The sequence below is a fragment of the Mucilaginibacter kameinonensis genome (assembly GCF_003675385.1).
Lineage (GTDB): Bacteria > Bacteroidota > Bacteroidia > Sphingobacteriales > Sphingobacteriaceae > Mucilaginibacter > Mucilaginibacter kameinonensis.
Genome location: NZ_RCWZ01000002.1, coordinates 533387 through 546864 on the forward strand (window position 1 = coordinate 533387; position 13478 = coordinate 546864).

The window sequence follows — 13478 nt, forward strand, 5'->3', positions numbered from 1 at the left end:
GCTATAAGTATTGTGAGGGCCCGCACCTTAAGGGTTCCGTTAAAAAAATCAAAAACAATCTTTAAAAAAATGGACAATCTAATTGTTAGTCTGTGGTGGGTTATACCTGTCATAGTGTTAGTGCTGATGTACAAATTTGTTTTGCGCGTATTTTGCGGCATGGTCATCGTTCCTGACGACCGTATTGGCTTGGTTATCAAAAAGTTTGCCTTAACAGGTAACAGCCGATTGCCAGATGGCCGTATCATTGCTACACAAGGGGAAGCCGGTATGCAGGCCAAAGCGCTTGCTCCGGGCCTTTACTGGAAGATGTGGCCATGGCAGTATACCATAGTAATGCAACCTTTTACCATCATTGAGCAGGGTAAACTGGGCCTGGTGAAAGCTAAAGACGGTGCACCGTTTGATACCGGCCGTGTGTTGGGTAAGCCGGTTGAGTGCGATAAGTTTCAGGATGCTATAGCCTTTTTGGATAATAATGGTCAGAAAGGGCCGCAGGCAGCTTTTCTTACCCCGGGTAGCTACCGTATCAATGCCTTTTTGTTTGAAATCGAGATGGTGCCTATTACCCAGATCCATGAAAACAAAGTGGGTATTATTACTACCCTTGATGGTGAGCCGCTGAATAAAGGTGAAATAGCCGGCGAATCGGTACATGGGCATAAAAACTACCAGGATCCTATAGCTTTCATTAATGCGGGAGGCCGAAAAGGTTTGCAGGAGGATGTGATATTGGCCGGTACCTATTACCTTAACCCATGGTTTGTGAGTGTTGAACAGGTAGATATGATCTATATACCTATTGGTTATGTGGGCGTTGTGAACTCATTCGTTGGTCCGGAAGGTAAGGATACCAGCGGCGATAATTTTAAGCACGGTAACATTGTTAAACGCAACGAAAAAGGTGTTTGGGATGAGCCGCTTGACCCCGGTAAGCACCCGGTTAATATTTACACCCACGCGGTTGAGATTGTGCCGACAACCAATATCGTATTGAACTGGGCCGATAGCCGTACCGAATCGCACGAGTTGGATAAAAACCTTTGTACCATTACCGTAAGGTCAAGCGATGGTTTTACCTTCAACCTTGATGTGTCACAAATTATCCACGTGCCACGTAACGAAGCACCAAAAGTGATTGCAAGGTTTGGTAAAATGAAAAACCTGGTATCGCAGGTGTTGGAACCAACCATTGCCAACTATTTCCGTAACTCGGCCCAAAAAAGTGATGTGATCGGCTTCCTGGCCAACCGTATCCAAAGGCAAACAGATGCCCGCGAACACATTGGTCGTGTGCTGGAAACCTATAACGTAATTGGTGTAGATACCCTGATAGGCGACATAGTGCCACCTGCAGCGCTAATGAAAACCCTTACCGACCGTAAGTTGGCCGAAGAGGAAAAGGTTACTTACGAGATACAGCGGCATGCGCAAATTGAACGTAAGGAATTTGAAAGCGCCCGTGCCGGTGCCGATATGCAGCCAGAGGTAGTAAAATCAACCCGCCAGGTTGAGATCAATACCCAGATGGCCGCTTCAAGGGTTGCCGCCTCCAAAGGTGAGGCCGAAGCTAAAACCATCAACGCTAAAGCTGATGCCGAAGTAAGGATCACCATAGCAAAGGCTGATGCCGAAGCTAAAACTGTGAACGCCAAGGCTGATGCTAATGCTACAGAGGTTAACGGTTTGGCCGAAGGTGCTAAAATCAAAGCCATAGGTTTATCAGAAGCAGAGGTTACCAAACAAAAAACCGAAGCCATGGGTACCGAACAATATGCTATAGTACGTGTAGCCGAAGCTTTGGCCGCTGCGGGCATCAGGTTGGTACCTGAAATACTGGTAAGTGGTAAAGACAGCGGTAGTGGCGGTATGATAGATGCCCTTATAGGCACCGAAATGCTGAAAAAATTGCAGATCGAAAACCAGGGCAAAAGCGACGCCACCACTAAAGGCGAATAATTGAAAGATCCTGTTGCATAAAAATTGTAATCGGGTTATGTAATCCTTGCAGATTATGCATCATGGCTAAGGTTTGTGATTGGAGATTTTTGAGGAAGAGTACATATAATTTCAAATCCTAAACCTTTTGTTGAAAAGAGATCAGAAGTTGGAGATTGGCGCGTAGTAGCCATCTCCAAATCAAGATAACGCGTTCTTTATACCTAAACCTTATTTAAAGACATCAGGGGTTGGAGATTCGGGGATTAGCGGCTGCGATAGCATCTGGTTTCACGAGCTAACCGTGCTGATAAATTGACGAGGCTTTTAACCTAAACCGATCAATTGACAAAGGCATTCCGCGAGGGAATGCCTTTTGTGTTTTATGGTAACAGGCGTTGTCATTTCCGACGAGCGAAGCGTGGGGTAAAAAGAAAGGCGAGGAGAAATCTTATACGCCTTGGTAGGCAGCCATGCTTGTTGGAATGGCTTATCGTATAAGATTTCTCACTCGTTCCTCGTTTCGAAATGACAATTTTTAGCTGTTACTTCTCATCCGTAAAATGCACCTTCCGTTTTTCCTGGGCAAATTTATCGGCGTTATAATTTTCAGATTGGCCTCTGGGTATTGATAACGAATGCCAGTTTTGTTTGCAGAGCATTTTCCCTAAAAAAACGATCTGCCCAACGTGGTAGGGGTAGTGCGCTAACTGGCGGTTAATGGCTTCCATAACGGTATGCCCTTGGTTGCGGATATAGATGATCTTGTCGAGATCTTCGGCAGTTAAGGTATTAAGTGTATCAAAAAGGCATTTCCAGCCCTGGTTCCAGGCATCTAAAATTGCCTCCCGGGTAGGAGTACTGGGTGCAAATTCGGCATCGCGGTTACGGGTTGGCTTTTCTCCGTCGGTGGTGAAAATATCCGTCCAACGGGAAATCATGTTGCCCGACAGGTGGTTCACGATCATGGCAATACTGTTCGATTCAGGGTTGTACTGCCAGCTCAATTGCTCGTCGGTAAGTTGTTCAAACGTTTTTTCGCCCAGTGATTGGTAATAGGCGAACTGCTTTTTTACGCTGGTTATATAATCGTTTTCCATAAGTTAAAGTTAGCGTTAATAGGTAATAAAAAAGGCACCCTTCTGGATGCCTTCAATATTTAAACAAAGGGATGGAAATCTAATCTTTGATCTCTATTTCTTTTTCAACTCCCTGATCTCGGTTTTTAATTCCTGCAATTGTTGTTGAGTTTGACGGTTTTCGAGGTAAAAATATATCGCGAAGCCTAAGAAGATCTTTCCTAATACAAACACCGCGGCAAATACCCAGCGCCATGATTTATGCAGGCGCATGTGGTTTGATTCAGATTCAATAGAGATGAACTGATCTGGTGGGACCGATCTTTCATAGCCATTATGTCCATGATCTGTCCGGAATTTTACAGGCTGTGCTGTGTAGGTATCCCGGCGAATAAGATCATCAATTTCGTTTTCAATCTTATCCCAAATTCCCGGAGGAGGAGCAATGGCCATATTGCCGGCAATTCTCTCCATATCTGTTTCCAATTGCTTCAGGGCTTCATCTACTTCAGGGTATTTCGCTTTCATGTACATCAGCTCCCTCACTTCCTCGTCGGTAGCTGCGCCCATTACAAAAACCTCCAGTATGCCACTATCAATGTACTCTTTCATTGTTTCGCTCGTTTCTGATAATGGTAAAACACTCTTTTAACGTTTTTCTTATTTGCTCTTCCGAATTATTGAGCTCTTTGGCAATATGTGATGTTGTTTTGCATTGATAATAAACACCAAGAAAAACCTGCTGTTGCAGTGGTGTCATCAATGCGATATGTTTATTGTTCACCCATGACATATTTTGCCAGGCCCGCCTGTCTGTTTCATTATCAAAGGTTTCAAAAAAATCAGCCAGTTTCTGTCGCGCCATAACCTGCAAGCGACAAAGCGCATTTACACCGGTTTTTGAAAGCTCCTCAATTTCGTTTGGAACATCATTAAAAACGGCTTGCAAGTATTGCTCTGCTACCTGTTTATCTTGTACTACCTCATGAATATATCCCAAAAGCTTCGCAGCGAAACTGTTATATAAGTTTCGTACGGCCACCGACTTGCTCTGGGCCATGGATGCAGATATTGGTAACTGCGAGTTCAAATCAGGGGTCAATTAAAATGGTATATTTTTAGTATTCAACGAAATATATAAAAATTATGTTACAAATTAAAGTAAAATTGTGCAAAATGTGTGAAGTGGTATACTGTATTTCACATTCCCGTATGTTGTATCTGGTTGCATAATAATTGACTACGATGTTGATTGGAGTGTAACATGAAAAAAATTATGCTGTCTTATTGATCGAAAAATCATCCCAAATCAATCAATGCAATTAAGCAACACGCCATCTGCTAAGAATACCGTTAAATATGAGGCAACATCAAAGTTGCTTTATATAGATAATTTAAAAATCGCGCTAACTATCCTGGTAGTATTGCATCATGCTTTTATCACTTATGGTGCCCCTGGTGGCTGGTACTTTGCCGATAAAACCACGCATACAGCGGCACTTATCCCTATGACGTTGTTTGTTGCTGTTAATCAGTCGTTTTTCATGGGGTTCTTCTTTTTTATTTCGGCCTATTTTACAGCGTCGTCATTAGAAAAGAAAGGTGCCGCGCGTTTTACTGCCGATAGGTTAAAACGTTTAGGAATTCCGCTGTTATTCTATTCATTTATCCTGTCGCCGGTGTTGAGTTATATTGTTTATCGTTTTGCCGATGGCCATCACATCACCTATTTTCAATACCTGAGTGGTTTTGATGGTTGGATAGATTTTGGAGTGCTTTGGTTTGTAGCGGCACTATTATTATTCAGTTTGATTTTTGTATTTATTAATGCGATTACCAAACATCAAAGGCACCAGTCAAAAAAAGCGCCGTCAGCTTTTACTATCATATTATTTGCCGGTGGATTAGGGATCGTCTCCTACATAGTACGCATGGTTTTCCCAATAGGATGGGTGCTCAAGCCTGTTGGCTTCCAGTTAGGGCATTTTCCGCAATACATGGCCATGTTTTGTATGGGGATAATGGCGTCACGAAGCAACTGGCTCAGCAGTTTTAATCTAAAAACAGGCTGGGTATTTGCCTGGCTGGCGGCTTTTATGATTTTAATCATGTTTCCTGCGCTTTATTTTGTGAAGGAAATTACCCACAGTTCCATCGCTACCTTGAGCGGAGAAGGGCACTGGCAGTCGTTAATGTATGCCTGCTGGGAACAGTTTACAGGTGTGTTTATTATGGCGGGGTTATTGATTATTGCAAAGCACAGGTGGGCAAGGCAATCAGCAACGGGCAAAAGCATGTCACGGGCTGCATTTGGAGTATATATTTTTCACCCGTTAGTGCTGATCTCTTTATCAGTTATTGCTATAGGCTGGCCAATAGATCCGGGCTATAAATTGTTGATTGTTGGTCCGCTGGCAGTTGCCGGTAGTTTTCTGTTATCGGCGGTGCTGGTGAAGATACCCGGAGTAAACAAAGTTATATGATCCGATATTGGACAATGTATGTGCGTAATCGGACATTTTAAGAAGTTGTTCTTTGTTTAATTGGTTGATTTTTAATTATTTAAAACAATGGCACGATATGCGTGTATAGTAAGATACAGGGTGAGATTTACCTGATTTAGTTGATCGATATCAGTGAGATGTTGTCGAGATTGCGTTCCGGGGTGAGATACGGAACGCATTTTGTTTTTTAGACTTCAAATGCGAGATCTGAAAGTATCGCACTATTCAAGTAAAAACAGTTTGTCATTTCGAACGAGGTACGAGTGAGAAATCTTATGCGTTTGGCAGACTCAACATGCTTGTTCGACAGGGCGTATAAGATTTCTCTTTCGCCCCGCCACTCCGACCCCAACTATGCTCTATCGAAATGACATTTTTATAAGGCTGTATACAAACAACGATTGGCAAAGAAAAGAGAAATAGTAAGGAATTACTGCTTCCCTTTCAAACTATCAGCCTTTGCTTTATCTCGCTTCTTGAAAAAGCCACGCAGCAAAAAGTTATGCTGAGCAGCCTCAAGATCATCATTTAATTTGATAGATGCCGCTTGCAGGTTATTAATGGCCGATTGTGTTTGTACCGCAGCTTTCGGGTCGTTCAACAACACGCCAAGGGCATTATCAGTACTGTTAAGCTTGTTACTTGCCTTAGTAAGATTATTTGTAAGTGTTGCAGCATTAGTGGCCGTTTGCTGTAGCTGTGTTACCGCCTGTTTGATCTGGCCGAAAGTAGCGGTGTCTGTTAGCATTTTATCGGCAAGGCCACCTTTGGTATTCATTTTACGGCTAAACTGATCGAGTTGTACCGCCATTAAAGCAGCGCTTTGGGTAGTAGCCTGCAGGTTACGCATAGCGCCACGTAGCTGTATAGCCATAGTGCTATCAGCTAATAATGCACCCACAGTGCCTTTGCCTTGCAATATGTTGCGACTTAATGATTTAAAATCGTTGGTGATGGCCAACAGGTTTTGGTTGTTATCCTGCAGGGTTTTAAGCATATCATCGGTCGAGAGCATTTTTTCTGATTGCAGTACATCGCCATCTTCAATTACCGGGGCTTGTGCAGTGCCGCCTTCTATTACGATGAGTTTATTACCTATTAAACCATCTGAACCAATTTTGGCCATCGCGTTACGGCGGATGTATTGTTGGGTTGCCTCGTCAACATTCATATTAACCTCAACCTTTGATGGGCCAATGAATTTGATAGCACTGATGGTGCCCACCTTAACGCCCGAAAACCAGATGGCGTTACCTTTTTTTAAACCGGCAACATCGGTAAATATGGCGCTTAGCTTTATATTTTTAACAAAGGCCTTTTGCTGACCACCCAGGGTAAATACGCCCAATATGAACAATATAAGGCCGAGTGCCAGGAATATGCCTACTATAATTGATTTTCTGTTTTCTGCTGGATCCATATTAATGGTATATATCTTATCTAAATGTTGTTATTCAATAAAGTTGTAGTCGTAAAAAGGTTTCACCCGGCTATCGGTGGTATTAAATACCTCTTCAAAAGTACCGGTACGCTGAAACTGCCCGTCTAAGAGCATAGCAATCCTGTCGCCGGTTTGTTTTGCGCAGGTAAGGTCGTGTGTGATAATAATGGACGATGTATTGTAACGCTGCTGTACCTCGTTGATGAGATCGTTAATTTCGATACAGGTAATAGGATCAAGACCCGCAGTCGGTTCATCATACAGCATAATTTCAGGGTTCAATATCAGTGTACGGGCAATACCAATACGTTTACGCTGACCACCGGATAACTCAGACGGCATCTGGTTAATAGTTTGCGAAAGCCCTACAGCGTCAAGTACAGTTTCAACCGAAGTGTTAATCTCTCCGCGGGTAAGGTTACGTTTGTTACGTACCAGCGGAAACTCCAGGTTTTTACGTACGGTCATACTATCGTATAAGGCACTGTTCTGGAATGAAAAGCCTATCCTGATGCGGAGCTTCTGTAGATCATCCTCGGTAACGTGGGCGATATCCTGTCCAAACACTTTTACCATGCCTTCGTCGGGCTTCAGCAGGCCCGATATGATCTTGATCAATACTGATTTTCCAGTACCCGAACGACCAAGCACAACCAGGTTCTCACCCTGGTAAAGGTCAAGATCTATACCGCGAAGTACGGCGTAATCCTGGAACGCTTTTTTTAAGCCCCTGATGCTGATAACCGGGTTATTTTGATCTGCCTGTACTGCTACTTTTTTCATATCTCAGTTAATTAGCGGAACCAGCCAGTTATCTGTACAATAATAACTTCTTCAATAAATACCAGGAACATCGCGGTAATTACCGCGCCGTTTGCGGCTTTGCCCACACCTTCGGTACCCTTATTTGAGTTGTAACCCTGATAGCATCCAACAATACCAATAGTAAAACCAAATACAATTGATTTGATGAGCGATGCCACAAAATCGGTAAAAGTTAATGGTTCAAAAACTTCCTGTATAAAGGTAGTCCAGGTGGTGCCCTCGTTTTGAGTAACGTTTAAGTAGCCGCCAAACAACGCTACAAAGCCGGTATATGTTGATAAAATTGGAATGGTAAGCGTGGTAGCCAAAACGCGGGTACATACCAAGTATTTAAAAGGTTTTGTACCCGATACCTCCATAGCGTCTATCTGCTCGGTTACCCTCATAGAACCTAATTCGGCACCAATGCTTGAACCTACTTTTCCGGAGGCAATAAGCGCGGTAACCAATGGAGCAAGCGCGCGCATAATGGCAATAGATACCAGCGAAGGCAGCCATGATTCGGCTCCAAATTGCGATAGCGATGGCCTTGATTGCTTGGTGAAAATCACACCAACAATAAAGCCTGTAACAGATATCAGTGTAAATGAACGTACACCGACCTCGTAGCATTGGCGTACCACTTCTTTAAGTTCAAAAGGCGGTACAAAGGCCTCTCTAAAAAAGCGAAGAATAAATTTATTAATATTATAAAGCGTCAAAAAAAAGTCGCTCAGGCTTTGTTTAAGCTTCGCTAATCTTTTGTTTGTGTGCTTTGGTATGCTTTGCGTATTGTCCATTCAATAGGTACTTGTATTAATATACGGTTACTTCTACAAAACCCGACCGGAGTTTGTTTGCCGTAAGCGTTTTATTTGATTAAAATACTTTTTAAATCATTTTAAAAACTTTTGCTTGATAAGCAAAATGAAATAAAAGTATTATATATCAGTGCTGTATTTTGATGCTATTAACAGTGATTTTAAATGTTTTTGTTAATTTAAAACTAAATATTGTAAAAAAAGTATTATATCTTACCTCGGTATAAAAAGTAAATTTGATAATAAACCAATTATAAATGCTGTAGCAAAACCCCGGCCAAAACACACACCGGTTTTAAGCGGGCAAATTATCAAATACAGTGTTAATGGCAGATTAAATTACAGCTAATTAAATCCTTTTGACCATTTGGGTTAAATGTTTAAACTTATTTGCCTGCAAACCTAAAAGTTAAAATTTATATAGCGTAGTATAGCCCCTAAAAAATCGTTAATGAAGTGTAAAATTTTGATATGTTGCCTTTTTATGCTGTGTTTATCAGCATCATTGAGGGCGCAGTCAAATTCATTCCAGTTTTCAAGGCTTGATATTAACAGCGGATTATCGCATAACCAGGTTAACTGTGTTTATAAGGATGATAAAGGCTTTATGTGGTTTGGCACCCTATCCGGGCTTAATAAATATGATGGTTACAAGATCAAAACTTTTAAGCATGCCAGCAATGATACTACCACTTTAGATGACGATTACATTGTTAGCATAAATCCCGGTCCCGAAAATAAACTATGGATCGAAACCCGGACGGGCTTCAACATCTATGATCCTGCTACCGAAAAATTTACCCGTAATTATAAAGATTTCCTTTACAAAATAAAGCTGTACGATCCTTATATCGCAGCTATTAAGAATGACAGGTTTGGGAACTTCTGGTTTTTGCACCGCAACAAAAATCAGGGGGTGTACAAGTATGATCCTAAAACAAAACTGCTTACCAATTTGGTGCATAAGGATAATGATGACAAATCCATTTTCACCAACATGGTCACTGATCTTTCAGTCGATTCGAAAAAAGGGATCTGGCTGGTATCCAACACCGGTGTTTTGGAAAGGCTTGATCCGGTTACTTACAAAGTTAATTATCGCAAACCGCTGGGCGAGCTGCCGCCTGGCTTGAGCTCATCATACAAAATATATATCGACAGGCAGGATGATATCTGGGTGTTTGTGCCGAGCTACTCATCAGGGGTGTTTTACCTCAATATGCAAAAAGGCGTATTTAAACATATTGGCAAAGGCCCGGCAGGTACCGGCTTAAATACTGATGTGGTATCAGACCTGGCAGAGGATGATCAAAACAGGATGTGGATAGCCACAGACCATGGCGGTATAAACCTGCTGGATAAGCGAAGCTTTAAATTAAGCTACCTGCTTAATCGGGAGGATGATAATAAAACGGTTGGGCAAAATAGCGTAACCTGTGTTTACCGCGATTATTCGGGTATTATGTGGTGCGGTACCTACAAAAGGGGACTTAGCTATTATCATCCCAGTATTATCAAATTCGCGGGGTATACCCATCATCTAAGCGATCAAAACAGCCTGCCTTTCAGTGATGTAAATAACTTTGCCGAGGATAAGCTGGGTAATATCTGGATAGGTACTAACGGCGGCGGACTTATTTATTGGGATCGTAAAGCAGGCAGCTTTAAGCAATATCTGCATAACGTGGGTGATAGTAATAGTCTCACCAACAATGTGATAGTTTGCCTGTTCATCGATCATGAGCAAAAACTGTGGATAGGCACTTATTACGGTGGACTCGATTGTTACGACGGCAAAACGTTTAAACACTATAAGCACATCGACGGCGCTACAAACAGCATTTCTGAAAACCGGATCTGCTCCATTATGGAAGATAGCGGCCAAAACCTTTGGGTAGGCACATTGTCCGCCGGTTTAAATAAGCTTGACCGGAATCGGCAGGTGGTAACCAGTTACAAGTTTGATGGCGATATCACCAAAAACACCATTCATTCAAACTATGTAAGTGCCCTGCTTGAGGACAGGCGAAAAAACATATGGGTGGTAACTGCCTATGGTGTAGATATGTTAAATCAAAAAACGAACAGGTTTACCCATTACTTGCATGACGATAAAGATCCCAATAGCCTCGTAAATAATAATACCAATAATATTTTGGAGGATAGCCAGGGGCTGATCTGGATCAGTACCCGTGAGGGGCTCAATATTTTTGATCCGGGTACCAAGAAGTTTACGGCGCTTACCAAACAGGATGGCCTGCCCGATAATACTACGATTGATATCAGAGAGGATGAAAGCCATAATATTTGGGTTAGTACACCTAACGGATTGTCAAATATTGTGGTTGACAGGAGTAAACCTCAACTACAATTCCATTTCATAAACTATAACGAAGCCGACGGCCTGCAGGGGCGCGAGTTTGCCGAAAATTCATCGGTGAAAACCCGCGAAGGTGAGCTGATTTTTGGTGGTGGTAACGGCTTTAATATTTTTAAACCTTCGGCCCTGCATTTCAATAAAAGTAGCTCGGCATTGTTGTTTACCGATTTTCAACTGTTTGATAAGAGTCTGGCGGTAGGCGAAAAGGTTAATGGACGGGTAATATTACCCGAATCTATTTCCCAGCTTAAGGAAATAGTGCTTAACTATGATCAGAATGTGTTTTCGATTGAGTTTGCGGCGCTTACATTCTTTAATCCAGATAAGGTAAAGCTGCAATATGCCATGGAGGGTTTCTACGATGGCTGGATCTCGGTTGATAACAAGCTTCGCAAAGCTACCTATAACCTTGAGCCAGGCAATTATACCTTTAAAGTACGGGCAACTAACAATGAGTTCTGGAACGGGAAGGAAATCTCGCTGCATATCCGGATCCTGCCTCCATTCTGGAAAACTACGTGGGCTTATGTGTTTTATGCTTTGCTGGGTATTGGCGCGTTATTTTATTTCAGGCAAAGGGGCATTAAAAAGCTAAGGGTACAGTTTTCTATCGAAAAGGAACGTGAAGAGGCCCAGCGCATGCATGAGCTCGACCTGATGAAGATCAAATTTTTTACCAATGTAAGCCATGAATTCCGAACCCCGCTATCGCTGATCATGGCCCCGGTTGATAAGATCCTGAAACAGGTAAGTGATCCCGAAACCCGGCGGCAGCTTACCATGATCACCCGTAATGCCAAACGTTTGTTGAATTTGGTTAATCAGCTGATGGATTTCAGGAAAATGGAATACCAGGAGCTCAAGCTCTATAAACGATCAGGAAATATCATCAGCTTTATTAAGGAACTGTCATGGTCGTTTACCGATATTGCCGATCAAAAGCATATCAGGTTTGTTTTTGATACCGATGTTGATGAGTTTGTTACCAGCTTTGATCATGATAAAATTGAGCGGATCCTGTTCAATCTGCTTTCAAACGCTTATAAGTTTACGCATGAGGGCGGACAAGTAAGTGTTCTGCTTAGTCTGAAGCAGGGCGATGAAGAGGATAAATATCTGCTGGAGATCAGGGTGGTTGATACAGGTATAGGCATCCCAGCTGCAAAAAGAGAGCGGATCTTCGATCCTTTCTTTCAGCATGATATCCCGGGTTCTATGTTAAACCAGGGCAGCGGGATAGGGCTTGCCATTACCAAGGAGTTTGTAAAACTACACAAGGGAGAAATTTTTGTAGAGAGTGAGCATAATCAGGGGAGTTGCTTTACAGTGATACTGCCATTGCAAAAGCTTGATGAAGCATTGTTTACCGATACAGAACATCACCTGCAGCATGATACAGAGTTTATGGTGGATAGTGATTTGACAAAGCCTGCTCAGCCCAAAGAAACCCGTGATATCAAGAAGCCAACAGTACTGTTGGTAGAGGATAATGAGGACTTCAGGTTTTATATCAAGGATAACCTGAAAGATGCCTTTAATATTATCGAGGCCGAAAATGGCAAAAAAGGCTGGCAAAAGGCATTGGCCCAGCATCCTAACCTGGTAGTAAGCGATATCAGCATGCCCGAGATGAATGGCATCGACCTATGCCGTAAAATTAAGGGTGATTCGCGTACGTCACATATACCGGTGATATTACTTACCGCCCAAACAGGAGAAGAACAACAGATTAAAGGACTGGAAACCGGTGCTACCGATTACATGACCAAGCCTTTCAACTTCGAAATCCTTCACTCTAAAATCAAAAATATCCTCAGTCAGCAGGAAAAAATGCGTAAAACCTATCAAAAACAGGTTGACGTTACGCCAACAGAACTCCAGGTTGATTCGCCGGAGGAGCTGTTTATTAAAAAAGTGTTGATGTTGATAGATGCCAATATCGCTAACCCTAATTTCTCGGTAGAGGAGTTGAGCAGCGAGATGTTTGTAAGCCGGTATACCCTGTATAAAAAAATCCTTCAAATGACCGGTAAAACACCAAATGAACTTGTGCGGTCTATGCGTCTTAAACGTGCTGCGCAGTTGCTCGAAACCGGTCACCTTACCATATCCCAAATCTGTCATAAAGTAGGTTTTAAAAGCCAGAAATATTTTGTGCGCACTTTTAAAGCTGAGTTTAACAGCATCCCATCCAAGTACCTGGAGGCCATGAACCAGGAGTAGACCTGAACCGGGATTTGAGGGATTATTCTGATTAAGGGAGTTTTGGCTACTTCTTCACTTAGCTGTTCACTACCGCTGGTTTAGCGATAGCGTAACCCGCGGTAGTGCATGACTAAAGCTTCCAGCCTTAGAACTGAATATGGGTAAGTTCCTGGGAATGTTGATTAAGAAGACATGTCATTGCGAGGAGGGACGACGAAGCAATCTCGTAGCTATGCAGATTGAACATGCTTTGGCTACGAGATTGCCGCGCTACGCTCGCAATGACATTTTTATTTTAAAAAAGAT

9 protein-coding genes are annotated in these 13478 nt (G+C 42.5%); 3 read left to right on the forward strand and 6 right to left on the reverse strand.

Annotated features, from left to right (window positions below):
• Positions 1 to 69 precede the first annotated feature (69 nt).
• Positions 70 to 1959 carry an SPFH domain-containing protein gene (locus tag EAH55_RS09280; RefSeq protein WP_121810028.1) on the forward strand — a complete coding sequence of 630 codons (1890 nt, stop codon included), beginning with the start codon at positions 70 to 72 and terminating at the stop codon, positions 1957 to 1959.
• A 524-nt stretch (positions 1960 to 2483) separates the two neighbouring features.
• Here EAH55_RS09280 and EAH55_RS09285 read toward each other — a convergent pair.
• The 3 genes from EAH55_RS09285 to EAH55_RS09295 all read right to left on the reverse strand — a co-directional run bounded on the left by EAH55_RS09285 (position 2484) and on the right by EAH55_RS09295 (position 4077).
• Positions 2484 to 3038, reverse strand: a complete 555-nt coding sequence (locus tag EAH55_RS09285) for a DUF1572 family protein (RefSeq protein WP_121809376.1) — start codon at positions 3036 to 3038, stop codon at positions 2484 to 2486.
• A gap of 93 nt (positions 3039 to 3131) precedes the next feature.
• Positions 3132 to 3629 carry a hypothetical protein gene (locus tag EAH55_RS09290; protein ID WP_121809377.1) on the reverse strand — a complete coding sequence of 166 codons (498 nt, stop codon included), beginning with the start codon at positions 3627 to 3629 and terminating at the stop codon, positions 3132 to 3134.
• Positions 3613 to 4077, reverse strand: coding sequence for a sigma-70 family RNA polymerase sigma factor (locus EAH55_RS09295; protein ID WP_121809378.1), 465 nt, complete (start codon positions 4075 to 4077; stop codon positions 3613 to 3615). Before EAH55_RS09295 ends, EAH55_RS09290 begins: the two co-directional genes overlap by 17 nt.
• A gap of 256 nt (positions 4078 to 4333) precedes the next feature.
• Between EAH55_RS09295 and EAH55_RS09300 the strand changes: the two genes are divergently transcribed.
• Complete coding sequence (locus tag EAH55_RS09300) at positions 4334 to 5500, forward strand: acyltransferase family protein (RefSeq protein WP_121809379.1); 1167 nt, start codon at positions 4334 to 4336, stop codon at positions 5498 to 5500.
• 451 nt (positions 5501 to 5951) lie between these two features.
• On the opposite strand, the gene EAH55_RS09305 is transcribed toward EAH55_RS09300, so the two are convergent.
• From EAH55_RS09305 to EAH55_RS09315, 3 genes are read right to left on the reverse strand one after another with little or no spacing between them, the layout of a single operon-like run.
• Positions 5952 to 6941 (reverse strand): MlaD family protein, encoded by a 990-nt coding sequence (locus tag EAH55_RS09305; protein WP_121809380.1) that lies wholly within the window; start codon positions 6939 to 6941, stop codon positions 5952 to 5954.
• Positions 6942 to 6971: 30 nt separating this feature from the next.
• Entirely contained in the window at positions 6972 to 7745 is a 774-nt protein-coding gene (locus tag EAH55_RS09310; protein ID WP_121809381.1) for an ABC transporter ATP-binding protein, read from the reverse strand.
• Between the two features lie 11 nt (positions 7746 to 7756).
• Positions 7757 to 8566, reverse strand: coding sequence for an MlaE family ABC transporter permease (locus EAH55_RS09315; RefSeq protein ID WP_112567880.1), 810 nt, complete (start codon positions 8564 to 8566; stop codon positions 7757 to 7759).
• A 472-nt stretch (positions 8567 to 9038) separates the two neighbouring features.
• Between EAH55_RS09315 and EAH55_RS09320 the strand changes: the two genes are divergently transcribed.
• On the forward strand, positions 9039 to 13190 hold the full coding sequence (locus EAH55_RS09320; protein WP_162996799.1) for a hybrid sensor histidine kinase/response regulator transcription factor: 4152 nt from the start codon (positions 9039 to 9041) through the stop codon (positions 13188 to 13190).
• Positions 13191 to 13478 lie beyond the last annotated feature (288 nt).